Genomic DNA, 23,674 nt, shown 5'->3' with positions numbered 1-23,674 from the left:
AACCTGAATTTCTCGTGTTAACAATGGCGGTGCACTCATCTTTTGGTTAGGTTCACAGGACCGGGATGTGTGAAGCAGCGCATAATTCCGCGGGGTCGGGGAGGTCGTGATGACGACTAGGCGGTTGCGCCCGCTGGGGGCGATGGTCTTGACGGTGCTGTGCGCCGCGATGCTGGGCGTGACAGCACTGGTGGGCAGTTCCGGGACGGATCAGCTCATCGCCCGGCTGCGGCTGCTGGCCGACGAAGGCTGGATCATGAGCGGCACCGGGGTCCCGGACCCGACCGTTGGCGCCTATATCAGCCAGATCCTCGCGAACTACCTGCAGCCGTCATCGCCGCTTTTCGACGGCCAGCCGTCGTTTCCCGGTTACACCTTCCAGGGCCTGACCACCCCGGAGCAGTTCTGCCCGTTCGTGTGCATCCCCGGCCAGGACCCGCTCAACTTCGGTGACTCGCTGAACGCCGGAGTGGCGGCGCTGCACCAGTCGATCCTTCCGCAGCTGCTGGCCGGCGACAACGTCACGGTGTTCGGCTACTCGCAGAGCGCCGCCATCAGCACCATCGCGATGAACGACCTGATCGCCAACGCGGGGGCGGCGGGCTATCCGACCCTGGATCAGCTCGGCAATCTGCACTTCGTGCTGATCGGCGACCCCAACAACGCGATCGGCGGCATCCTGGACCGCTTCCAGTTTCCCGACGACCAGCACGTGCCGTTCGTGAACATCCCGCTGAGCCTGGCGCCCACCCCCACCGACCACATCTCGACCGACATCTACACCGGTGAATACGACGGCTGGGCGAACTTCCCGCAGGATCCGACCAACATCCTGGCCGTGATCAACGCGCTGATCGGCATTCTCACCGTGCACCCCTACTACCCGCTCTACACCGCCGAGCAGCTGGCCAGCGCGATCAGCGTGGGAACCATCGGCGACGCCAACTTCTACATGATTCCGCAGAACCTGCCGATTCTGCAGTTCATGTTCAACGGCGGGACCGCGGGGCAGTTCTTCGGCGACTTCTTCTCGCCGTGGGCCCGGTTGCTCATCAACTGGGGCTACGGCAACGCCGGCGACCCCGATGTCAACGGGCTCTACAAGATTCCGGCTGGTGACTTCATCAGCGGCAGCGCCTACCAGCAGGCCTTCGGGGTGGCCGGTGGGCCGTGGGCGATGACGCCGACCGGCGAGCTCTACGACGGCTCCGGCGCGATGGGGCTGTTCATGAAGATGGACCCGCTGCAGATGCTGGCCGGCACCCAGAACGCGCTGATCCAAAGCCTCGTCGGCCCGTGGGCGGACGTCGCTGCGGCCGCCAACGGCGGCACTCTGTCGGCCTCGGACATCAGCACCATCACCGGCATCACCGATTTTTTGCAGGTCATCACCGGCTATGACCTGGTCAACTCGATCGACAAGTTCATTCTCGACGGCTGGAGCAGCCTGGCCAATTCGATGGACCTGGGCGATGTGCTGGGCCCCGACGCGGTGCTGAGCGGGGTGGGCGTCCCCGGTGACGGGCTGCTGGCCCTGGTCGGGGTGGGCTTCGACGTCTTCAACGTCTTCGGCGCCTAGCAAGCCGGTCCCGGGACCCGCTCGTAGCGCGTATTTGACAACGCGCGTTTTCTCCCTAAGGTGAAGCCTGAAATTCGCCTTATAGATCGATATGAATCGTCTGGCGATACAACGGCGACGACCGGGAGGTCTGCGATGACGGCTAAGCGACTGCACGCGGTGGGGGCGACCCTGCTGGCCGCGCTCTGCGCGATCGTGTTGGCCAGTTCGTCGCTGCTGGCACCGGCGCTGGCCTACCGGCTGGAGAAGCTGATCGCCGATGTCGTGCTGCTGGCCGGGCAGGGCTGGATCATGACCGGCACCGGCCAGTCCGACCCGACGGTCGGCAACTACATGGATGTGGTGCGGGAGTTCTACCTGCAGCCCGCCGCGCCGTGGTTCCCCGGGCAGACGGCCTTCCCGGACTATGTGTTCGACGGCCTGGTCACCCCGGAGCAGTTCTGCCCGATCATCTGCCAGCCGTTGCCGGTACCGCAGCTGAATTTCGCGGACTCGCTGGCCGAGGGTGCCGCCAACCTGGACGCGGCGATCCGCCCGCAACTGGAGGCCGGCGACGACGTCACGGTGTTCGGCTACTCGCAGAGCGCGGTCGTCGCCACCCTGGCGATGCAGAAGCTGCTCGCCGACGCGCCGGGTGGCTCCTATGACCCGGACAACCTGCACTTCGTGCTGATCGGTGACCCCAACAGCCCCATCGGCGGCATTCTGAGCCGGCTGCACTTCGCCGACGGCCTCGACGGGAACATGCAGCACATCCCGTTCCTCGGCATCCCGGTGGGCATCGGCGCCGGCCCCACCGACTTCTCGGCCAGCATCTACAGCACCGAATACGACGGCTGGTCCAACTTCCCCGTGGACCCCACCAACCTGCTGGCCGTAATCAACGCACTGATGGGAATTCCGGCGGTGCACGGCGCCTACTTCAACGACAACCTCGGCAACGCGATCGACCTGGGCTCGATCGGGGGCAACGACTTCTACATGCTGCCCACCGCGCAGTTGCCGATCCTGGGACCGCTCTACGGGCTCGGTGACGTCGGCAAGGTGCTCGGCGACGCGCTGGCGCCGATCCTGAAGGTCGCCATCGACTGGTCCTACGGCAACCCAGGTGCCCCGGACGCCGGCATCGCCGTGGGCGGTGTCGACCCGATCGGCGCCGCCGGCGCCTGGGCCGTCACCGCGACCGGCCAGCTGTCCGAGGACGCCGGTGTCGCCGGGTTCCTGCTGCGGATGGACCCGCTGCAGATGCTGGCCGGCCTGCAGTACGCGGGTGTGCAGAGCCTGACCAACACCATCAACCACCTGCTGGACTTCGCCGGGCAGGCTCCGCTGTCACAGTCGATCGTCGACACGCTCCTGACCGGCTACAACCTGACGATCGAGCTGGATCAGGCGCTCCTGACCGGGTGGCACCACCTGGCCAGCCAGTGGGACCTGCTCGACGTGCTGGGGCCCGACGCCATCTTCAACGGGGCACCGCTGATCTCCGCGCAGCCGCTGCTCGACCTGGTCGGGGTGGGCTTCAGCCTGTTCAACTATCTCGACGCCTGACGCCGTAGGGTGTGAGCCCGTGGATGTCCGCGTCGTCGACCACCCGCTGGCCGCGGTCCGGTTGACTTCGCTGCGCGACGAGCGCACCGGCAGTGCCGGATTCCGGGCCGCGCTGCACGATCTGACCCTGATGCTGATCTACGAGGCAACCCGGGACGCCCCCTGTGAGCAGATCGCGGTGCGCACACCGATGGCCGACACCGTCGGGGCGCGGCTGGTGCGGCCACCGCTGCTGGTACCGGTGCTGCGCGCCGGGCTGGGCATGATCGATGCTGCGCACGCCCTGATCCCTGAAGCCGAGGTCGGGTTCGTCGGCGTGGTACGCGAGGAGTCGACCCACCTGCCGGTGCCGTACCTGGCCTCGCTGCCGGCAGATCTGGGCGCCCGACCGGTGCTGGTGCTGGATCCGATGCTGGCCACCGGCGGCTCGCTGGTGCACACCGTTGGACTGCTGGCCGATCGTGGCGCCACCGACATCACCGTGCTGTGCGTGGTGGCCGCACCGGAAGGCGTTGCGGCCCTGGACAGTGCCGGTTCGGGGGTGCGGCTGTTCACCGCCGCTGTCGACGACGGGCTCAACGTCGACGCCTTCATCGTGCCGGGGCTCGGTGATGCCGGTGACCGGCAGTTCGGCCCGCGCTGAGGCCCCGAAACACCTTGTGTCACTCCGGTAACCGAGGAGTGGGGGTGTGAGTGTTGCCCGCCTTTGAGCGACAAACGGCTCGGCGTCGCCTGGATTCAGCGGCAGGGCTGGGGTTGTCGCTCAGAGGCGGGCACAACACCACCCCCTTCGAAGCGGTGACGGATGAGGTTCATGGGGTTTACCAGGTACGGACCTCGTCGGCGACGGCGGCGCAGACCCGTGACGCCTCCGCTCGATCGCCGGCCGGATCATCCGACGGTTCCCGGGCCACCTCGAGATAGCACTTGAGCTTGGGCTCGGTGCCCGAAGGTCGCACCACCAGCCGCACCGAGGTGCCGTCGCGACGTCCGGCGAACTCCAGCGCGTCGGTGGTCGGACCGGGGCGATGCAGCAGATCGCTTGCGGTTACGGCGAATCCGGCCAGCGCGCCGGGCGGATCGGCACGCAGCCGGGCCATCACCGCGGTGGCTTCGGCGGTGTCGGCGACCCGGCGCGTCACCGCGTCGGTGACGTGCACGCCGTGCCGGCGCGCCAACTCATCCAGCGCCCCGGCCACCGAGGCGCCCCGCTCGCGTAGTGCTGAGACCAGATCGCAGGCCAGCACCGCGGCGCTGATGCCGTCCTTGTCGCGCACCGCATCCGGGTCGACGCAGTAGCCGATCGCCTCCTCGTAGGCATAGACCAAGACGCCGGGCAGATCCGCATCGGCGCGGGCGAGCCACTTGAACCCGGTCAGCGTCTCGACATGGCGGGCCCCGTAGCGCCCAGCGATGCTCGCCAGCATCCGCGACGACACCACGCTGCTGGCCACCACCGCGCCTGACGCCCGGCCCTCAGGCAGTGCCGAAAGCAGGTAATCGCCGAGCAGCCAACCGGTTTCGTTGCCGGTCAGCATCCGCCAGCCGTCCGGGCCGCCGACACCGACCGCGCACCGATCGGCGTCGGGATCCAGTGCGATCGCGATGTCGGCATCGACGTCGGCGGCCAGCGCCAGCAACTCGTCGGCGGCTCCCGGTTCCTCCGGGTTGGGGAACACCACCGTGGGAAAGTCCGGGTCTGGATCGAATTGACTTGCCACGGTGTGGATGTCGCCGAATCCCGCGGCGCGCAGCACGTCGACCGCCAGCGCCCCGCCCACGCCGTGCAGCGGGGTCAGTGCCACCCGGATCTGACCGCGGTGGCGCCGCACCGCGGCGGCCCGCGCGATGTAGCGCTGGAGCAATTCGCCGCCGGCGGGAGGGACGGGGCGTCGGGCGATGGTGTCGGCCGGGGGAGCGGCGGCCATCGCGGCCTCGATTTCGGTGTCGACCGGTGTCGCGATCTGCACCCCGCCGTCGAAGTACACCTTGTAACCGTTGTCGCCGGCCGGGTTATGTGAGGCGGTGATCTGGATGCCGGCCGCCGCGCCGGTCTGACGCACCGCGAACGCCACCACCGGGGTGGGCAGCGGATCGGGTAGCCGCAGTACGGAAAACCCTGCCGCGGCAAGCACTTCGGCGGTCGCCGCGGCGAACTCCGCCGAGCCGTGGCGGGCGTCGCGCCCGACCACCACTGTCGCACCGGCGCGCCGGCGGGCGATCAGTACCTGGGCCACCGCCCAGGTGGCGCGCAGCACCACGGCGAGGTTCATCGCGTCGGGCCCGCCCCGGACCGGTCCGCGCAGGCCCGCGGTGCCGAAGCGCAGCGGTGCGGCGAACCGGGCGGCCCGTTCGTCGTCACTCCAACCGGCCACCTCCGCGGCGGTCGCCGGGTCGGGGTCGTGGGCGATCCAGTCCTCGGGGGTCACAGCCGGGCTATGACCTCGGCGAGCAGCTCGCCCATGCGGGTCGCCGATTCCCGGCCGGCGGCCAGCACCTCGGCGTGGCTGAGCGGCTCGCCGGTGATCCCGGCCGCCAGGTTGGTCACCAGCGACACGCCCAGCACCTGCGCCCCGGCCGCCCGGGCGGCGATCGCCTCGTGCACGGTCGACATGCCCACCAGGTCGGCGCCCAGCGTGCGCAGCATCCGGATCTCGGCCGGGGTCTCGTACTGCGGACCCGACATTCCGGCGTAGACGCCCTCGACCAGCGTCGGGTCGACCTGGCGTGCCAGTGCGCGCAGCGCCGGGGTGTAGGCGTCGACCATGTCGACGAAGTGCGCGCCCTCCAGCGGCGAGCGCCCGGTCATGTTCAGGTGGTCGTTGATCAGCACCGGCTGGCCGACCTCGAAGTTGTCCCGCAGGCCGCCGGCCGCGTTGGTCAGCACCACGGTGTTCGCGCCGGCCGCGACGGCGGTGCGCACCGGCCGCACCACGTCGATCAGCGGATGGCCCTCGTAGGCGTGGATCCGGCCGACCAACACCAGCACCTGATGTGTGCCGATCGGTATCGACACCAGTTCGCCGATATGGCCCGCCGCGGTCGGTGCACTGAACCCGGGCAGGTCGGCCATCGGCATCGCCGCGGTGGGGGTACCCAGGGCCGCCACCGCGGGCGCCCACCCGGAGCCGAGGACGATCGCTACGTCATGGGTGTCGACGCCGGTGCGCCGGGCCACGACCGCCGCCGCCTGGGTCGTGAGCGGAACCGTCACAGCCGTTGAGCTTAGCCGGGGGCCACGGTGGGATACTGCGTGAATGCCCTCAGCTTCCGCGTCGCAGGCCGCGCAGGCGTGGTTGGCCCTCAACGCCGGCGAGCTGGTCGCCTGGCGCCGGCATCTGCACCGCCATCCGGAGCTGAGCCGCCAGGAGTTCGCCACCACCCAGTTCATCGCCGAACGCCTGGCCGGTGCCGGCCTCAACCCCAAGGTGCTGCCCAGCGGAACCGGGCTGATCTGCGACTTCGGCCCAGAGGACGGGCCGCGTATCGCGTTGCGGGCCGACATCGACGCCCTGCCGATGACCGAGCAGACCGGAGCGCCCTACTCCTCGCTGGTGCCGGGGGTGACGCACGCCTGCGGTCACGACGCGCACACCGCGATCCTGCTGGGTGCCGCGCTGGCACTGGCCTCGGCGCCGGAGCTGCCGGTCGGGGTGCGGCTGGTGTTCCAGGCGGCCGAGGAGTTGATGCCCGGCGGTGCGATCGACGCGATCGCGGCCGGAGTGCTGAGCGGGGTCAGCCGGATCTTCGCGCTGCACTGCGATCCGCGACTGCAGGTCGGCCGAGTGGCCACCATCCCCGGACCGATCACCTCGGCGGCCGACACCATCGAGATCACCGTCGGCGGCCCCGGCGGCCACACCTCCCGCCCGCACCTGACCGCTGACCTGGTCTACGGGCTGGGGGTGCTGATCACCGGGCTGCCCGGCGTACTGTCCCGGCGCATCGACCCGCGCAACAGCACGGTGCTGGTGTGGGGGGCGGTCAACTCGGGAGCGGCGGCCAACGCGATCCCGCAGGCCGGGCGGCTGGCCGGTACCGTGCGCACCGCCAGCCGGGACACCTGGGTGGCGATGCAGGGCGTCATCGAGGACGCGGTGTCCTCTTTATTGGCGCCGCTGAACATCGAGCACACGCTGTACTACCACCGCGGGGTGCCGCCGGTGGTCAACGAGGCGGTGTCGACGCGGATGCTCACCCACGCGATCGAAGCCATCGGGCCCGACGTGCTGGCCGAGACCCGGCAGTCCGGGGGCGGCGAGGACTTCTCCTGGTACCTCGAGCAGGTGCCCGGCGCGATGGCCCGGCTCGGGGTGTGGCCGGGCACCGGGCCGCAACGGGACCTGCACCAGCCGACGTTCGACCTTGACGAGCGGGCGCTGGGGATCGGGGTGCAGGTGATGGCCGGCATCGTCGACCAGGCCGCGCTGCTCTAGGACCCCGGGCCGATGTTGCGGGCCGGGCGGGTCTGCAGGTTGCGGACGTAATCCTCTGGCGCCCCGGCGATCTGGGCGGCCTCGGCCACCACACCCAGGTAGCGCGCCGAGGGCAGCCCGCCCTCCCAGGCGTCCACCACATACAGCCAGGCCAGCACCGGCTCGGGGGCACTGTCGGCGGGATCCGACGTCATCCCGTCCTGCCGTTCCACCCGGCAGCGGATCTTCTTGTGGATCCCGAAGTCCGAGCCCTCCCAGCGGTCCATGTTCTTCTCGTCCTCATGGGTCACGTCGTAGAGGACGACGAACACGCTCGAGCCCGGGTCCTCGACCACGGTCGCCAGCGCGCCCTCCCAGCCGATGTCCTCGCCGGCGAACGTCAGCCGCCAGCCGTGGATCCAGCCGGTGCCGGTCATCGGGGAGTGCGGTGCACGCTGCAGCATCTGTTCGGGATGCATGTTTGACCCGTAGGCGGCGTAGAGCGGCACGGCAGAAAGCTTAAACGCAGCGTCGACGATAAGTTGGTCGCTGTGACAACCCGCATTGTGATCCTCGGCGGCGGCCCGGCCGGCTACGAGGCCGCGCTGGTCGCGGCGGCCAAGGGTCCGGAGGCGGTGGCGGTCACCGTGGTCGACGCCGACGGCATCGGCGGCGCCTGCGTGTTGTGGGACTGCGTGCCGTCCAAAACCTTCATCGCCTCGTCCGGGGTGCGCACCGAGCTGCGCCGGGCCCCACACCTGGGTTTCGACATCCACTTCACCGACGCCGAGATCGAACTGGAGCAGATTCACGAGCGGGTCAAGTCGCTGGCCGCCGCCCAGTCCGCCGACATCCGGACCCAGCTGATCAACACCGGCGTCGACGTCATCGCCGGCCGCGGCGAGCTCATCGACTCCGAAACCGGGCTGGCCCACCACCGCATCCGGGTCACCGAGCCCGACGGGGGCCAGCGCGTGCTCGACGCCGACGTGGTGCTGATCGCCACCGGCGCCAGCCCGCGCACCCTGCCGCACGCCGAGCCGGACGACGAGCGGATCCTGACCTGGCGTCAGCTCTACGACTTGCGCACGCTGCCCGAGCACCTGGTGGTGGTCGGCTCCGGGGTGACCGGCGCGGAGTTCGTCAACGCCTACACCGAACTGGGCGTGCCCGTGACCGTGGTCGCCAGCCGCGACCGGGTGCTGCCGCACGAGGACCCCGACGCCGCCCACGTGCTGGAGCGCTCGTTCGCCGAACGCGGCGTCACCCTGGTCAAAAACGCCCGGGCCGCATCGGTGACCCGCTGCGACGACGGGGTGCTGGTCACCATGACCGACGGGCGCACCGTGACCGGCAGCCACGCGCTGATGACGGTCGGCTCGGTGCCCAACACCGCCGGTTTGGGCTTGGAGCGCGTCGGCATCGAACTCGGTCCCGGAAACTATCTGCAGGTGGACCGGGTCTCGCGGACGTCGGTGCCCGGGATCTACGCCGCCGGGGACTGCACCGGGCTGCTGCCGCTGGCCTCGGTCGCGGCCATGCAGGGCCGGATCGCGATGTATCACGCGCTGGGTGAGGCGGTGGCCCCCATCCGGCTGCGCACGGTGGCCGCGGCGGTGTTCACCCGGCCCGAGATCGCCGCGGTCGGGGTGCCGCAGTCCCAGATCGACGACGGCACCGTGCCCGCCCGCACCGTCATGCTGCCGTTGCAGACCAACGCCAGGGCCAAGATGAGCCGGATGCGGCACGGCTTCCTCAAGCTGTTCTGCCGGCCGGCGACCGGCACGGTGATCGGCGGGGTGGTGGTGGCCCCGATCGCCTCCGAGCTGATCCTGCCGATCGCGCTGGCGGTGCAGAACCGGATCACCGTGGCGGACCTGGCGCAGACGCTGGCGGTGTATCCGTCGCTGTCGGGTTCGCTCACCGAGGCCGCGCGCCGGCTGATGACGCACGACGACCTGGACTGATTCGCGAGCGGTGAGGCCGGTGTCACACGTGGCCGCGGCCCGAGCGCCACGTAGCCTGGCAGTCGTGAGCACGCTGGGACCTGACCAACGAGCACAAGCCTGGGAACGCCTCGGTGCCGAGCAGTTCGACGTGGTGGTGATCGGCGGCGGGGTGGTGGGCACCGGGTGCGCGCTGGACGCCGCCACCCGCGGCCTCAAGGTGGCGCTGGTGGAGGCCCGGGACTTCGCCGCCGGCACGTCGAGCCGCAGCTCGAAGATGTTCCACGGCGGCCTGCGCTATCTCGAACAGCTGGAGTTCGGGCTGGTGCGCGAGGCCCTGCACGAACGCGAGCTGTCGCTGACCACGCTGGCGCCGCACTTGGTCAAACCTCTGCCGTTTCTGTACCCGCTGACCAGCAGGTGGTGGGAGCGGCCGTATGTGGCCGCCGGCATCTTCCTCTACGACCAGCTGGGCGGGGCCAAGTCGGTTCCCGCGCAACGGCATCTGACCCGCGCCGGCGCGCTGCGGCTGTGCCCGGGGCTGCGGCGCAGCGCGCTGATCGGCGGGATCCGCTACTACGACACTGTCGTCGACGACGCCCGCCACACCATGACCGTCGGGCGCACCGCGGCGCACTATGGGGCGGTTATCCGCACCTCCACCCAGGTGGTGGCGCTGCTGCGCGAGGGCGACCGGGTGACCGGGGTGAATATCCGCGACTCCGAGGACGGCGCGACCACCGAGGTGCATGGGCACGTCGTGGTCAATGCCACCGGGGTGTGGACCGATGAGATCCAGGCGCTGTCGCGCCAGCGCGGCCGCTTCCATGTGCGGGCCTCCAAGGGCGTGCACATCGTGGTGCCGCGGGACCGCATCGTCAGCGAGGCGGCGATCATCCTGCGCACCGAGAAGTCGGTGCTGTTCGTCATCCCGTGGGGCACCCACTGGATCATCGGCACCACCGACACGGACTGGAATCTGGACCTGGCCCACCCGGCGGCCACCAAGGCCGACATCGACTATCTGCTGACCAACGTCAACACCGCGCTGGCCACCCCGCTGTCGCACGCCGACATCGAGGGCGTCTACGCGGGGCTGCGGCCACTGCTGGCCGGGGAGAACGACGACACTTCCAAGCTGTCGCGTGAGCACGCGGTGGCCGTCCCCTCGCCGGGCCTGGTGGCCATCGCCGGCGGCAAGTACACCACCTACCGGGTGATGGCCGCCGACGCGATCGACGCGGCCGCCGAGTACATCCCGACCCGGGTGGCGCCGTCGATCACCGAGAAGGTGCCGCTGCTGGGCGCCGACGGTTACTTCGCGCTGGTCAACCAGGCCGAACACGTCGGCGCCGAACAGGACCTGCACCCCTACCGGGTGCGTCACCTGCTGGATCGCTACGGCTCGCTGATCCATGACGTGCTGGCGCTGGCCGAGGGCCGGCCGGAGCTGCTGGACCCGATCGCCGAGGCACCCACCTATCTGAAGGTGGAAGTCGCCTACGCCGTCACCGCCGAGGGCGCCCTGCACCTGGAGGACGTGCTGGCCCGACGGACCCGGATCTCCATCGAGTACGCCCACCGCGGAGTGAACTGTGCCCGCGAAGTCGCCGAGGTGATGGCGCCGGTGCTCGGCTGGGACGACGCCGCCGTGGATGCGGAGGTGGCCAACTACACCGCCCGGGTGGAAGCCGAGATCCTTTCGCAGGAACAGCCCGACGACGCCTCCGCGGACGCTTTGCGCGCGAGGGCACCCGAAGCCAGGACCGAGATTCTGGAGCCTATTCCGCTTCCATGAACTGACCTTCGTTACGCAGGGGATCAGGTCCCTGGAAAAACCGTGCATATGGTCTGAAATTGGCATTAACTTATGTTTGACAGTTGTTTCTAGGGCCATTACTTTCCACCCATCAGCTGGGTCACATGGGGGATCCGGGTACCGGAAAGGTGTGGTCCATGTCGGATCTTTTGGGGGTGGTGCGCCCGCACGCGCTGGCATTGAAGGGCGGCACCCTGGCCGCGGCCACCGTTCTTGCCGGCGCCGGGTTCCTCGGCGTCGCGACCGTCGGGCCGGAGCTTCCCGGTGCGCCCTTCGCTGCCGTCCAGCACAACGTGGCGCTGGTGGATTTCCCGACCTTCTCGGAGAGCCTGCAGTCCCTGCTCAATGACATGGGAATGGGCGACCTCAACGCGGTGCTCGGCGGGTTCGGCACCTTTAACGTCGATTCGACGGTTTCGCAGTTCCTGGCCTCCCTGAATCCCGACGGCATCACCCTTAACGGTCTGACCAACATCTTCGGGATCTCCCTGACCGAACCGCTATACAGTGCCACCGCCCAATCCCTGCTCGGTTACGGCAGCGACTGGCTGGTGAACGGTGTGCCGATCGGCAACCTCGACCTCGGCGACCTGATCGATGTCGCGCTCGGTGCCGGCGCCGGCGAGCATTCACTGACCGACCTGGCCAACGCAATAGGAATGGGATCGATGCTGAGCCAGTACGGGAGCATGATCACTGCGCTCGGCCTCGAGAACCTGAACGTGGAGAACTGCACTCTGACGTGTGGCGCTCTCCTGAATGTTACGAGCAACCCCGATCTGACCCTCAACAGCTCGCTGACTGACTGGCTGAGCGGGATCCTCGGGGTTCCGACCACCGACGTCACCCAGCACGCGTATTCGGGCCTGGGTTCTACCACGGTCGTCCCGGGCAGCGGCTATACCCTCGGCGAATACCTGCACACCCTCCCGGTCAGCGACACCAACAGCACCACCATGGACAACGCGACCCTCGGGCTGCTGTTCAACCTGACGCCGGGTCAGACCTGGGATCAGTACGTCTCCAACTTCCCGTTCGGTGGGACACTGTTGGACCCCTCCCACGAAATCTGGGGCGACCAGACGCTGGGCACCTTGCTGACCAGCTTCCTGCCCGACGACAGCACCCTGACGATCACGGGCGACACCCCGATCACCGACATTCTTGAGGCCTTCGGCCTGTTCAACTGGTAGCGGATTCCGCTCTACCCCTCGGCACCCGGCCATCCGGCCGGGTGCCTTTTTTGTAACCGTCGTAACCCCCGAAATAAGGGTGTGCTTTCTTTGCTAGCAATTTGCTAACGGCACGGTGCGTATTTCGCCCGTTGGCCGGTATTCGCCGGTACTCGTAGGCCGTTAATTTCATACCGTTTGACCGTTATCTCCGAATGTTTACGCTATATCGTCTTACCGTCGGACGTAGTCGGTCGGCCGGACTGCAAAGCCTAGAAAAAGCTGAGCGAGATGTCATTGCATGGGTGTTAGCGGCTCGACACTACGCTCGGCCCACCGGATATCGAGTGTCGCTATCTAAGTTTGTGAGCTGGGAAGTTCCTGCTAATGTCGGTTGCTGACGCGTGCGAAAGACTTTGGCAGCAAAGTTGACACGAGGCTGAGCGACTAATAAGTTAACGTTCGTTGTAGAAAACACCACATCATTTTGTTCGATCCCTGAAGGGGGCCTGTTACATGTCCACTCTTTCCATTACCGCGCCCATGGGGACGCGCGGTTTCATGGCTAAAGCCGGCGCGCTTACCGCCGGTACTGCCTTAGCTGGCGCGGCGCTGTTCGGCGGCGTAGCAGTTGCTCCGACGGTTGCGAACGGTATTACCGCCTCGGTACAGCACGACTACGCTCTGACCGCCTTCCCGACTTTCACCGAGAGCCTGCAGACGCTGCTGGACACCCTCGGCTTCGGCAACATGGGCCAGGTGCTGGGTCTGTTCGGCGACGGCATCAGCACCACCTCGACCCTCGCTGACCTGCTGGCTGCGCTGAACCCGGACGACGTGTCGCTGAACGCGATCACCGGGGGATTCCTCGGCACCGACCTCACTGCGGTGCTTAACGACGTGCAGATTGGCGGCGTTGGCCTGGGCGACGTGCCGATCGACTCGTTGATCGGTGGCTTCATCGGTGGCGCCGGTGCGGACACGAGCATCGGTGATCTGCTGGGCTTCTTCGGCCTGGGTCCCTACGCCGGTCTGCTGGACCTGCCGATGCTCGGTCTGTCGCCGACCGACACGCTGGCCTCCCTGCTGAACGAAATGCTGGGCATCGGGGCCACGACCTCGATCAACGACCTGCTGGACGCGAACGGGATGACCGACGCCACCATCGCGAGCCTGCTGGGCATCACTCCGGACCAGCTCGGCGCCGGATGGGACCAGTTCGTGGACGGCATCACGCTTGGCGGCACCCTGAGCGACCCGGAAGGCACCGGGCACCTGGGCGAGGAGACGTTGAGCGCCTTGCTGACCAGCCTGCTCGGCACCGATGCCACCGCGGTCACCGACTCCACCACGCTGACCGATTTCCTGGGCGACCTGGGCATCTTCAGCATGTTCGGCCTCGGCTGAGTGGAGTAATCCACTAATACGGATAGGGACACATCGGCCACAGCCCCCGACGGGTTGTGGCCGATGTGTCGTTGGCGCGCAAGGGAATTCACGCACCCAGCCACCGCTACGGATGCTCGGGGTCGTCGTCGTCGCCGCCGCCGTCGGCGCTGTCGCGCAGCAGTTTGTCCGGGTGGTGATAGCTGTTGGTACGAGGCTGGCCGCGGTCGAGGTGCGCAGGGGGCAGCGTCTCGATCACCCCGTCGCTGCGCTTGCGGGTGCGCCAGCCGTCGTCGGACAGCAGCCGATGGTGCGGCCCACAGCGCAGTGTGAGGTCGTCGATGTCGGTGCGCCGGCTGCGCACGTAGTCATTGTCGTGGTGCACCTCGGTGAGCAGGGCCGGCACCGGGCACCCGGGATGGGTGCAGCCGCGCTCCTTGGCGTAGAGCACCAAGCGCTGCCCGGGGTTGGCGAGCCGTTTGGCGTGATACAGCGCGACTTCTTTGGCCCCGTCGTAGATCCGCAAGTAGTGGTGCGCGTCGGAGGCCAGCCGGATCACGTCGCGCAGCGGCAGCCAGGTACCGCCGGCGGTGGTCGCCTTGCCGGCCCCGGCATGCAGCTCCGCCAGGCTGACCGAGACGACCACGGTAGCCGGCAGCCCGTGATGGCTGCCCAGCTTGCCGGAGGACAGCAGGTCAGCGCTCATCGCCGCCAGCGCATCGTGGTTGCGCTGGGCGACCGAACGGCGGTCGTTGTCGATCGCGGCCTGTGACGGGGTGCCGGAGCGGCACGGGGTGTCGTCGTCCGGGTTGCACATGCCCGGAGCGGCCCAGCGGGCCAAGACCGCATCCAAGCTGGCGCGGGCCTCCGGGCTCAGCCATCCTTTGATGGGGCTCATGCCGTCGAGGTCCTGGTTGCCCAGGGTGAGACCCTGGCGGCGGGCCCGGTCGGCATCGGAGAATTTCCCGTCGGGGTTGAGCTGGGCGGTGAGTCGGTCGGCGAGCTTGGCGAGCTCTTCGGGGCGGTGCTCACGGCCGAGGCCGGCCAGGTGTTTTTCGGCGCGTGCCTGGGTCTCGATGTCGACGTCGGTGGGCAGCTGATGCCAGAAATCACGGATGACCTCGACCGCGGCATGACCCATCTCCCCGTCGCGCTGGGCGGCGGCGGTCTCGGGTAGCACCGGCGGTAGCGGCTCGCCGACCAGGCTTCGGCGTTCACCGAGGTCGGCGGCGGCCGCGATGCGCCGGCGGGCCTCGGCGCGGGTGATGCGCAACCGGTCGGCCAGCGCCCAAGGGAGCTTGCCGCCCAGCTCGTCGGGATCGGCCTGCTCGGACAGCTGGTTGATCAACGGGTGTTCGACGGCGGGCAGCCGGCGCCGCAGCCGCTCGCAGCGCTCCAGCAGAGCCAGGCGCTCCGGCGTGGTCAACGCGTCGAACGGCAGCTCCAGTGCCCGATCCAGCGCGACGCCCAAGTCATCGAAGACCTGGGTCGCCTCTTCGCGGATATTCGAACACATGTGCAAATAGTAACGAGGCCCTACGACAACATTTCCCGCCAAAGCCACAGTGACGCAAGTGATTACAGTGAACAACGAGGCCTACGAGATACACTCGCCGGGAAGCGCCGCAAGCACCAGCAGTGCCCACATCCCCGAGGAACCCCCGCGATGACCCGTAGACGTCCCGCCCCGCTTCCGGTGCGTGACGGCCTGGGCCCGGCCCGGCTACGGCTGCACGGCGGGCCGGTGGCCGCCGAGCTGCGCGACCGGTTCGGCCCGGCCGCGGCGGCCAAGGTCACCGCCGGGCAGGTGCTGACCGCTGACGGCGCGGTGGTCGATGAGACGACGGTGTTGCCGGCCGGCGCCGCTATCTACTGGTACCGGGAACTGCCCGACGAGGTGCCGGTGCCCTTCGATATCCCGGTGCTATTCCGCGACGAGGATCTGGTGGTGGTCGATAAGCCGCATTTTCTGGCGACCATGCCGCGGGGGCGTCATGTGGCCCAGACCGCGCTGGTGCGGCTGCGCCGTGAGCTGGGCATTCCCGAGCTGAGCCCGGCGCACCGGCTGGACCGGCTCACCGCCGGGGTCTTGCTGTTCACCACCCGCCGCGAGCTGCGCGGGCCCTACCAGACGCTGTTCGCCCGCGGCGCGGTGCACAAGCAGTACCTGGCCCGCTCCTCGGCGCCGCCGGTGGGCGATTTCCCGCGGTTGGTGCGCAGCCGGATCGTCAAACGGCGCGGCTGCCTGCAGGCCCGCGAAGAACCCGGCGAGCCCAACGCCGAGACGCTGGTCGAAGCGCTGGACTCGCCGAACAGCGGCTGCTACCGGCTGACGCCGCGCACCGGCCGCACCCACCAGTTGCGGGTGCACCTGGCCTCGCTGGGCCTGCCGATCGACGGTGATCCGCTGTACCCGGATGTCATCGAGGTCGCTCCCGACGACTTCTCCACCCCGCTGCGGCTGCTAGCGCACCGGCTCGAGTTCGAGGACCCCTTCACCGGGCATCTGCGTCGCTTCGTCAGCGGCCGCGCGTTTCAGCCCTGAGCCTGCCGGGTACAGGAAGGCACGACAAACCAGAGGGGAGTCTCAATCTGATGAACGCACAAAGCAGGATGGCGATCGCAGTGCTCGGCAGCGCAGCGGCGCTGGTAGCAGCGGGTTGTAGCGGAACCAAAGAAGAAACCCCGACCAGCACGACCACCACCACCACGATCGAGATGACCACCACGATGGAGACCACGCCGATGGAGCCGGCACCCGGCGCGCCCGGTGGGGAGAACCCCGGCGAGCCCGGCGGTCCGACCGGTGGTGGCGGCCCCGGTGGCGGCGGCGGCGAGATTCCCGGCGGCCCGACCGGTGGCGGTGGCCCCGGTGGTGGCGGCGGCCAGATCCCGGGCGGCCCGACCGGTGGCGGTGGCCCCGGCGGCGGTGGCGGCCAGATTCCGGGCGGACCCACCGGCTGGGGCGGCCCCGGCGGTGGCGGCGGCTGCCTGCCCGGTGTGGGCTGCGGCGGCTGGCCGTGATCGGTCACCGACACTAGGAACGTCGCGATCGGCTCGTCGACGGCGCCCAGCGCCTTCGGCGAGCTTTTCGCTGCTCGAGTCGCTGCTCGAGCTGGCCCGCAGTGACGGGCATCTCGGCTGGTTTTCCCGACAGCCGAAAGCCGGCCAGCGGCAGTGCTGGCCGGCTTCGGTGGGCGGTCAGTGCCCGGGAGGTCCCGGTGGGCCGACAGGTCCGACCGGTCCCGGAGCGCCCGGTCCACCCGGGGGTCCGGGAGCACCCGGAGGCCCAATCGGTCCGCCGCCCGGAGGCCCGACCGGTCCCGGCGCACCCGGTCCGCCAGGAGGCCCGACGGCGCCCGGTCCGCCAGGAGGGCCGACGGCACCCGGTCCGCCAGGAGGCCCGACGGCGCCCGGTGCCCCGGGCGGGCCGATGACACCTGGCCCGCCGGGCGGGCCGACGTTACCGGGAGGTCCAGGGGGTCCCGGGGGTCCGGGAGGCCCCGGCGGTCCGGGCGGCGGTGGCGCTTGGGGTAAGAAGCTGGTGACCTGCGTGGCGACACCGGGTTCCGTTGCGCCCGCAAGGGGCGACAGGCCCACGGCGGCGACGATCCCGCCGGCTGCCAGCCCGGCCACGCTCACGCCGATCAGCGCGTGTCTGTTGTTCATCATTTTCGATTCCTTAGCTCGATTGCTTCGGACATCAGGGCGGGTACCCGGCTTCCCCGAGCAGCGAAACCACCCGGGGCAAATCCACGCTCACCAGGGAAGACATCACCGCTGACACGAAGGGCACCAGAAGCTGATGCGCTCACCGGTGCGGTCGCACTGTATGGGAGACCCGCAGCGCCGGCACGGTTTGCCGGCCCGGCCGTACACCCACAGCTGCCGGCCCGGACGGGTGTCGCCGGTGGTGCAGCGCGACCACCGCAGCCGGTTGGCCCACAGCATGTCGTGGGCCCGCGCCACCACGCGGGCCGGATCCGCCAGGGCAGCAACCGGGGCTGTCGGCAACCGGCCGGCGATGAAGCACAATTCGTTGCAGTAGACGTTGCCGATCCCGGCCAGCACGGTTTGATTCAGCAGGGCCGCCGCCAGCGGACGCTGCGGGTCGGCCATCAGGTTGGCCACGGCGCTGTCGGGATCCCAGCCGGCGCCAAGCAGATCCGGGCCCAAGTGCGCAACGGCCTGCTCGTCGCGGTCGCGGTCCAGCACCTCCAGTACCCCCAGGTCGATGCCTAGGGCGCGAACGGGGCCTGTCTCCAGGATGATTCGCACGCGATAGTCGAGTGGTCCACGCGCGATCCGCCAAGCGCCCTCCATCTTCAGATGCGAGTGGATGCTGGCGCGTTCGGTACGGATGAACAGGTGCTTGCCGCGGCTGATCACTTCCTCCACCCGCTGACCGCTCAGGTCCACTCCCGCGTAGCGGGGCACCCGGATATCGCAGCGGGTCAACGTCTTTCCCGTCAGTGCCTCATCGAGCACGGCGGCGGTGTGGAAGACGGTGTCACCCTCGGGCATCAGCGCAGCCGCAGTCCGCGCGGGGTGCGGGAGAACCCAGCCTCGGTCAGCGCGGCCAGCGTCGGCGAATCACGCAGCTCCAGCACCGCGGTGCCGTCCACCCGCTCGACCAGGATGCCGTCGACCCGGCGCTCGGCGATCAACCCGGCCAGCGCCCCGGCGGCAGCCCGCTGGACCTCGGCCGTATCGTCGCCGGTGGCGAAGTTCAGCAACGACCGGCCGCCACGCTCGACGAACCACACCAGCTCGCCGTCGACAAGCACCACCAGCGCGCCCGCCTTGCGGCCCGGCCGGGCGGTACCGGGATGCGCCGGCCAACTCAACGCCGCTCCGTAGGGGTTGGCCGGATCGGCGGCGGCCAGGGCCACCGCGTGGTACTCCGGGCGGGCCGGGTCGACGCCGTCGAGGTAACCGCGCAGCCGGTCCACCGTCGAGGCGAGGGCGAACTGGGCGGCCCCCAGCGATTCGATGAAGTAACCACGCTGGCAGCGCCCGGCCTCCTCGAACGCGCTCAGCACCTTGTACAGGGTGGCGAATCCGCCCGGCACCGCTTCGGCGGCCACCGCGCCGCGGGTCAACACGCCGTAGCGGTGCAGCAGTAGCTCGGCGGTGTGGTGCGCGCGCACAGTGGAATCCTCTTGCGGTGCAGGCAGTCTCGACCAACGTCCGGCGACCGCCGGGTCGGCGGCCCGGGCGGAAGCGTGGGCGACGCTGTAGCGGCTCAGCCGGGGTGGGCGCTTGGTGCGGTGGGCCGGGGTGGAACGCCGGGTGCCGGCCAGCACCGCGCGCATCGGGGCGAAGGTGTCACCGGTGACCCAGCCCGCCCAGATCAGCTCCCACAGCGCGGCTTTCAGCTCGGGCTCGCCGGCGCCCTCGCCGAGCTGGCGAAAGAAAAACGCGCCGCCGCCGTCGAGCGCGTCCAGGATCTGCCGATGTGCGTCATTGAAGTCGAGCGGTGCGCCGGGGGCCAGCGTCAACGGCGCCGAATCCGCGGTGTGGAAGGTGATCCAGCCGTCGGCGGCCGGCGCGTTACCGGCCGGGGCGCCGGCGCCTGCCCACAGCACCTCCCCGGAGGCCAGCAGCTCGTCGAGCATGGCCGGGGAGTAGTCGCGCACCCGCGGACCCAGCACCAGCGGCTCGACCGCCGACGCCGGCAGCGGCACACCCGCCAGCTGCTCGATCACCCCGGCCAGCCCGTCAAGACCGGATGCGGTGCCTCGGGCGCCTATCTGTTGCCAGGCCGGCAGGAAACGCGCGTAGGCGGTCGGGGACACCGGCTCGATCGCCGAGCGCAATGCGGCCAGCGACCGGCGCCGCAGAATCCGCAGAACCTCTGCGTCGCACCACTGCTCGCCCGGGGAGTCCGGGAAGTCGGCGAACTCGCCACGCACTACCCGCCCGTCGGCGGCCAGCCGGCCCAGCGCATCGGCGGCCACCCGGGTGCCCAGCCCGAACCGCTCGGCGGCCTGCCCGGTGGTGAAGGGTCCGTGGGTGCGGGCGAAGCGGCCCAGCAGTTCACCCAGCGGGTCGGCGACCGGCTCGGTGAAACCCGCCGGAACTCCGGGCGGCACCGCTACCCCGATGCCGTCGCGTAACCGGCCGATGTCCTCGATGGCGATCCACCAGCTGCGCCCGGCGAACGACACCGCCAGCACCCGACGGGCGGCCAGCAGATGCTCCAGCCAACCGCTCACATCATGGTCGCCGGCCCGGGCTGCGATCTCCTCGCCGGTGAGCGGGCCCAGCAGCCGCAGCAGATCCGCCACCCCCTCGGCGTCGCGGGCGGCCTTCTCCGGGCTCAGGTGCTGCAACTGGCGGGCGGTGGCGGCAACGACGTCGGGGTCGAGCAACTCGCGCAGCTCCACCCGGCCCAGCAGTTGCGCCAGCAGGGTCGGGTCCAGCGACAGTGCCGCCGCGCGCCGCTCGGCCAGCGGACTGTCGCCCTCGTACATGAACGCCCCGACGTAGCCGAACAACAGCGACGCGGCGAACGGCGACGGGGTGGCCGTCTCGACCTGCAGCACCCGCACCCGGCGCTGCGCGATCCGCGCCATCAGATCGGTCAGCGCCGGGACGTCGTAGACGTCTTGCAGGCATTCCCGCACGGTCTCCAGCACGATCGGGAAAGCGGGGTATCGGCGGGCCACATCGAGCAATTGGGCGGCGCGCTGGCGTTGCTGCCACAACGGGGTACGCCGGCCCGGGTGCCGGCGCGGCAACAGCAGCGCCCGGGCCGCGCATTCGCGGAACCGGCTGGCGAACAGCGCCGAGCCGCCCACCTCGGCGGTGACGATCGGCTCGATCTCGTCGGCGTCGAAGACGAACAGGTCCGCTCCGGGCGCCTCGGAGTCCAGGGCGTCGGGCAACCGCACCACGATGCCGTCGTCGGAGGCGGTCGGTTTCTCGTCGATGCCGTACCGTTCGTGCAGCCGCCGGCCCACCGCCAGCGCCAGCGGTCCGTGCACCCGCAGCCCGTAGGGGGAGTGCAGCACCACCCGCCAGTCGCCGAGCTCGTCGCGGAACCGCTCCACCAGCAGCGTGGCGTCGGTGGGAACCGTCCCGGTGGCGGTGCGCTGGTCATCGAGCAGCCGCCACAGATTGTCGGCGGCGTAGTCGTCGAAACCCAAACCAGCGCAGCGCTTGTCGAGTGCCGGGCGGTCGAGTCCGGCCAACTCGCCGGTGAACCCCCCGAGCGCGGCGCCGAGTTCGGCCGGGCGACCGACGCCGTCGCCGTGCCAGAACGGCAGCCGGCCGGGCTGGCCGGGCGCCGGTGCCACCAGCACCCGATCGTGGGTGATCTCGGTGATGCGCCAGCTGGTGGCGCCCAGCGAGATCACATCGCCGGGCCGCGATTCATAGACCATCTCCTCGTCGAGTTCGCCTACCCGCGAAGGTTTCTGCGTTCCGGCCAGATACACCGCGAACAGCCCGCGGTCCGGGATGGCGCCCCCGGAGGTGACGGCCAGCCGCTGGGCGCCGGGCCGGCCGGTCAGGGTGCCGGTGTCGCGGTCGTAGACCAGCCGGGGCCGCAGCTCCGCGAATTCGGTCGACGGGTATTTGCCGGAAAGCAGGTCCAGGGTGGCCTCGAATACGCTGCGCGGCAACGTCGCGAACGGGGCGCTGCGCCGCACCGTGTCGAACCAGGCCTCGGCGTCCAGCGGCTCCAGCGCGGCCGCGGCCACCGTATGCTGGGCCAGGATGTCCAGCGGATTGGCCGGCACCGTCAACGTCTCGATCTGACCGGCCAGCATCCGCTGCACCGCGTTGGCGCAGCCGATCAGATCAGTGCGGTGTTTGGGGATCAAAACGCCCCGCGAGATCTCGCCGACCTGATGCCCGGCTCGCCCGATGCGCTGCAGGCCGCTGGCCACCGACGGCGGCGCCTCGATCTGGACGACCAGGTCGACCGAGCCCATGTCGATGCCCAATTCCAGGCTCGAGGTCGCCACCACCGCGCGCAACCGCCCGCTTTTGAGGTCTTCCTCGACGGCGGCGCGGGTCTCCTTGGACACCGACCCGTGATGGGCTCGCGCCAACACCGGCGCAGCCGGGTCATCGCAGCGTTCGGCGTGAATCTCGTTGAGCCGCGCGGTCAGTCGCTCGGACAGCCGCCGCGAGTTGGCGAACACGATCGAGGAGTGATGCGCCTCGATCAGGTCGACGATGCGCTCTTCGACCTGCGGCCAGATGGTGCCCTCAGCGGGGCTGGCCATATCGGGCACCGGCACCTGCACCGTCAGCTCGAACGTCTTGGCCGCCGGCGGCGCCACGATCCGGGTCGGGGACTGCCCGGACAGGAACCGGGCGACCTCCTCGGCGGGACGCACGGTGGCGCTGAGCCCGATGCGCTGCGCCGGGCAGGCCAGCATCGCATCGAGGCGCTCCAGCGACAACGCCAGGTGGCTGCCGCGTTTGGTCCCGGCCACCGCGTGCACCTCGTCGACGATCACGGTCTGGACCCCGGTCAGGGCCTCCCGTGCCGCCGACGTCAGCATCAAAAACAGCGATTCGGGGGTGGTGATCAGGATGTCGGGGGGCTTGGCGACGAGCTCACGGCGCCGGGCCGCGGACGTGTCGCCGGAGCGGACCCCGACGGTGATGGCCGGCGCGGGCAGGCCGCGGTGCGCCGCGATGCGGCCGATGCCGGCCAGCGGGGTGCGCAGGTTGCGCTCCACGTCGACCGCCAGCGCCTTGAGCGGCGACACGTAGAGCACCCGGGTGCCCGCAGCCATCAGGCCCGGCTCTGCGGCCAGCCGGTCCAGCGCCCACAGGAACGCCGCCAGCGTCTTGCCGGAACCGGTCGGCGCGACGACCAGCGTGTTGTGCCCGTCGGCGATCGCCGACCAGGCCTGCTCCTGGGCGGTGGTGGGCGCGGTGAAGGTGCCGGTGAACCAGTCCCGGGTCAGCGCTGAGAACCGGGCCAGCGGGGTGGTGGGTTCGCGGCTCACCCCGCCATGGTGCCAATTTCGCGGCCGCGCTGCCGGGCGGTGCGGTTTTGCGCACGCCCGCGACGGGTATCCCGCGACCCTGTGGTGGCGGGGACTGGGGGGGCCAGCATGACCATGCTCGACGACCGGACGGCGACGGTACTGCCGATATTCGCCGATGCGACACCGGCGCCGCCGGGGGCGTTGGCTCTGGAAGCGCCGCCGCGCGACTGGACCTGGATCAACTGGGCGCTGTCGCTGCTGACCGCACCGGCCGCGGTGCTGTTGATGGGATTCGCGCTGTCCCGGGTGGCGGGCACCGCTCTGCGGACGAACGGGTCGCTGTTCGGCCTGCTCTACCACGGAGCGGCCGCCGTAGCGGCGACTACGCTGTTTCTCGCGTTCTTCTTTGCCACGACGCACCGCCGGGGGATCGCGGTCTGGGCGTGCGGCTGGACCTTGCTGGCGGCCGACCTGGTCGTGCTGGTCTGGATCTTCTGATGGCGTCCGGCCCCTGGCGGCCTGGCTCACTTCTCGACGTTGTAGTACGACTCGCCGTCTTCGGGGCTGCCGGAGACTTGAGCGCGATGCCGCCCGCCGCCGGTCGATTCGTGGAGGCCCTGGTCGACGCCGACGTCGGGTTGCTCGGCGGCCAGTTTGTCGTCGAGTGACTCGTGGACCGACTCGTCGACCGGCTGCCAGTCGTCCGGGGGCGTGACGGTCGCATCGCCGTCGTCGTTGCGCAGCTCGTCGGAATCGGTGGCCTCGGCCGGCGGCAGGGTGTCGTCGGCGGTGGTGTTGGTCTCGGGATCCACTTGGGGTTGTTCTGTCATGTCCTCGGCGCTCTCGGTCGGC

Annotated in this window: 18 protein-coding genes; 11 read left to right on the top strand and 7 right to left on the bottom strand. The window is 69.8% G+C overall.

Going from position 1 to position 23,674, the window contains the following annotated elements:
• The first annotated feature begins 109 nt into the window (after positions 1-109).
• The 3 genes from A5648_RS20340 (at position 110) to upp (ending at position 3,773) form a co-directional block, all read left to right on the top strand.
• Complete coding sequence (locus A5648_RS20340) at positions 110-1,579, top strand: PE-PPE domain-containing protein (protein WP_234787495.1); 1,470 nt, start codon at positions 110-112, stop codon at positions 1,577-1,579.
• A gap of 135 nt (positions 1,580-1,714) precedes the next feature.
• Positions 1,715-3,130: a PE-PPE domain-containing protein gene (locus A5648_RS20335; RefSeq protein WP_234787494.1), complete on the top strand. Its 1,416-nt coding sequence runs from the start codon at positions 1,715-1,717 to the stop codon at positions 3,128-3,130.
• A 19-nt stretch (positions 3,131-3,149) separates the two neighbouring features.
• On the top strand, positions 3,150-3,773 hold the full coding sequence (upp, locus tag A5648_RS20330) for a uracil phosphoribosyltransferase (protein ID WP_065026266.1): 624 nt from the start codon (positions 3,150-3,152) through the stop codon (positions 3,771-3,773).
• A 178-nt stretch (positions 3,774-3,951) separates the two neighbouring features.
• Here the strand turns inward: upp and A5648_RS20325 are convergent, their stop codons facing one another.
• Entirely contained in the window at positions 3,952-5,559 is a 1,608-nt protein-coding gene (locus tag A5648_RS20325; protein ID WP_065026265.1) for a phospho-sugar mutase, read from the bottom strand.
• Positions 5,556-6,344 carry a purine-nucleoside phosphorylase gene (locus A5648_RS20320; protein ID WP_065026264.1) on the bottom strand — a complete coding sequence of 263 codons (789 nt, stop codon included), beginning with the start codon at positions 6,342-6,344 and terminating at the stop codon, positions 5,556-5,558. The genes A5648_RS20325 and A5648_RS20320 overlap by 4 nt, the downstream gene beginning before the upstream one ends.
• Before the next feature lie 43 nt (positions 6,345-6,387).
• Between A5648_RS20320 and A5648_RS20315 the strand changes: the two genes are divergently transcribed.
• Positions 6,388-7,566 (top strand): amidohydrolase, encoded by a 1,179-nt coding sequence (locus tag A5648_RS20315; RefSeq protein ID WP_065026263.1) that lies wholly within the window; start codon positions 6,388-6,390, stop codon positions 7,564-7,566.
• Here the strand turns inward: A5648_RS20315 and A5648_RS20310 are convergent.
• A complete protein-coding gene (locus A5648_RS20310; protein ID WP_065026262.1) occupies positions 7,563-8,054 on the bottom strand; it encodes a gamma-glutamylcyclotransferase in 492 nt (163 codons plus the stop codon). The genes A5648_RS20315 and A5648_RS20310 overlap by 4 nt on opposite strands.
• A 42-nt stretch (positions 8,055-8,096) precedes the next feature.
• Here A5648_RS20310 and A5648_RS20305 point away from each other — a divergent pair, with 42 nt between their 5' ends.
• The 4 genes from A5648_RS20305 (at position 8,097) to A5648_RS20290 (ending at position 13,889) form a co-directional block, all read left to right on the top strand.
• Positions 8,097-9,512 carry an NAD(P)H-quinone dehydrogenase gene (locus tag A5648_RS20305; RefSeq protein ID WP_065026261.1) on the top strand — a complete coding sequence of 472 codons (1,416 nt, stop codon included), beginning with the start codon at positions 8,097-8,099 and terminating at the stop codon, positions 9,510-9,512.
• A gap of 64 nt (positions 9,513-9,576) precedes the next feature.
• Positions 9,577-11,289 (top strand): glycerol-3-phosphate dehydrogenase, encoded by a 1,713-nt coding sequence (gene glpD, locus A5648_RS20300; RefSeq protein ID WP_065026260.1) that lies wholly within the window; start codon positions 9,577-9,579, stop codon positions 11,287-11,289.
• 158 nt (positions 11,290-11,447) lie between these two features.
• Positions 11,448-12,503: a hypothetical protein gene (locus A5648_RS20295; protein WP_065026298.1), complete on the top strand. Its 1,056-nt coding sequence runs from the start codon at positions 11,448-11,450 to the stop codon at positions 12,501-12,503.
• 540 nt (positions 12,504-13,043) lie between these two features.
• On the top strand, positions 13,044-13,889 hold the full coding sequence (locus tag A5648_RS20290; protein WP_065026259.1) for a hypothetical protein: 846 nt from the start codon (positions 13,044-13,046) through the stop codon (positions 13,887-13,889).
• Positions 13,890-13,995: 106 nt separating this feature from the next.
• Here A5648_RS20290 and A5648_RS20285 read toward each other — a convergent pair whose 3' ends face one another.
• Entirely contained in the window at positions 13,996-15,384 is a 1,389-nt protein-coding gene (locus A5648_RS20285; protein WP_065026258.1) for an HNH endonuclease signature motif containing protein, read from the bottom strand.
• A 150-nt stretch (positions 15,385-15,534) separates the two neighbouring features.
• Here A5648_RS20285 and A5648_RS20280 point away from each other — a divergent pair, with 150 nt between their 5' ends.
• Positions 15,535-16,413 carry a pseudouridine synthase gene (locus A5648_RS20280; RefSeq protein ID WP_082966610.1) on the top strand — a complete coding sequence of 293 codons (879 nt, stop codon included), beginning with the start codon at positions 15,535-15,537 and terminating at the stop codon, positions 16,411-16,413.
• Between the two features lie 50 nt (positions 16,414-16,463).
• Positions 16,464-16,892 carry a hypothetical protein gene (locus A5648_RS24255; RefSeq protein WP_065026256.1) on the top strand — a complete coding sequence of 143 codons (429 nt, stop codon included), beginning with the start codon at positions 16,464-16,466 and terminating at the stop codon, positions 16,890-16,892.
• A gap of 750 nt (positions 16,893-17,642) precedes the next feature.
• Here the strand turns inward: A5648_RS24255 and nei2 are convergent.
• Positions 17,643-18,392, bottom strand: a complete 750-nt coding sequence (gene nei2, locus A5648_RS20270; protein ID WP_065026255.1) for an endonuclease VIII Nei2 — start codon at positions 18,390-18,392, stop codon at positions 17,643-17,645.
• Entirely contained in the window at positions 18,392-22,840 is a 4,449-nt protein-coding gene (locus A5648_RS20265; RefSeq protein WP_065026254.1) for an Lhr family helicase, read from the bottom strand. Before A5648_RS20265 ends, nei2 begins: the two co-directional genes overlap by 1 nt.
• A gap of 108 nt (positions 22,841-22,948) precedes the next feature.
• Between A5648_RS20265 and A5648_RS20260 the strand changes: the two genes are divergently transcribed.
• Positions 22,949-23,320 (top strand): hypothetical protein, encoded by a 372-nt coding sequence (locus A5648_RS20260; protein WP_065026253.1) that lies wholly within the window; start codon positions 22,949-22,951, stop codon positions 23,318-23,320.
• Positions 23,321-23,346: 26 nt separating this feature from the next.
• On the opposite strand, the gene A5648_RS20255 is transcribed toward A5648_RS20260, so the two are convergent.
• On the bottom strand, positions 23,347-23,652 hold the full coding sequence (locus A5648_RS20255; protein ID WP_065026252.1) for a hypothetical protein: 306 nt from the start codon (positions 23,650-23,652) through the stop codon (positions 23,347-23,349).
• Positions 23,653-23,674 lie beyond the last annotated feature (22 nt).

The sequence above is a fragment of the Mycolicibacter sinensis genome (genome assembly GCF_001673565.1).
In the GTDB taxonomy this organism is placed as follows: domain Bacteria; phylum Actinomycetota; class Actinomycetes; order Mycobacteriales; family Mycobacteriaceae; genus Mycobacterium; species Mycobacterium sinense_C.
The sequence above is the reverse complement of the archived record's forward strand: the minus strand, read 5'-3'. Positions and strand labels throughout refer to the sequence as shown.

Excerpts from the sequence above, each read along its gene's own strand:
- A5648_RS20340 (WP_234787495.1), top strand. The coding sequence starts at position 110 with ATGACGACTAGGCGGTTGCGCCCGCTGGGGGCGATGGTCTTGACGGTG.
- A5648_RS20335 (WP_234787494.1), top strand. The coding sequence starts at position 1,715 with ATGACGGCTAAGCGACTGCACGCGGTGGGGGCGACCCTGCTGGCCGCG.
- A5648_RS20315 (WP_065026263.1), top strand. The coding sequence starts at position 6,388 with ATGCCCTCAGCTTCCGCGTCGCAGGCCGCGCAGGCGTGGTTGGCCCTC.
- A5648_RS20295 (WP_065026298.1), top strand. The coding sequence starts at position 11,448 with ATGTCGGATCTTTTGGGGGTGGTGCGCCCGCACGCGCTGGCATTGAAG.
- A5648_RS20290 (WP_065026259.1), top strand. The coding sequence starts at position 13,044 with ATGGCTAAAGCCGGCGCGCTTACCGCCGGTACTGCCTTAGCTGGCGCG.
- A5648_RS20285 (WP_065026258.1), bottom strand. The coding sequence starts at position 15,384 with ATGTGTTCGAATATCCGCGAAGAGGCGACCCAGGTCTTCGATGACTTG.
- A5648_RS20280 (WP_082966610.1), top strand. The coding sequence starts at position 15,535 with ATGACCCGTAGACGTCCCGCCCCGCTTCCGGTGCGTGACGGCCTGGGC.
- A5648_RS24255 (WP_065026256.1), top strand. The coding sequence starts at position 16,464 with ATGAACGCACAAAGCAGGATGGCGATCGCAGTGCTCGGCAGCGCAGCG.
- nei2 (WP_065026255.1), bottom strand. The coding sequence starts at position 18,392 with ATGCCCGAGGGTGACACCGTCTTCCACACCGCCGCCGTGCTCGATGAG.
- A5648_RS20260 (WP_065026253.1), top strand. The coding sequence starts at position 22,949 with ATGACCATGCTCGACGACCGGACGGCGACGGTACTGCCGATATTCGCC.
- A5648_RS20255 (WP_065026252.1), bottom strand. The coding sequence starts at position 23,652 with ATGACAGAACAACCCCAAGTGGATCCCGAGACCAACACCACCGCCGAC.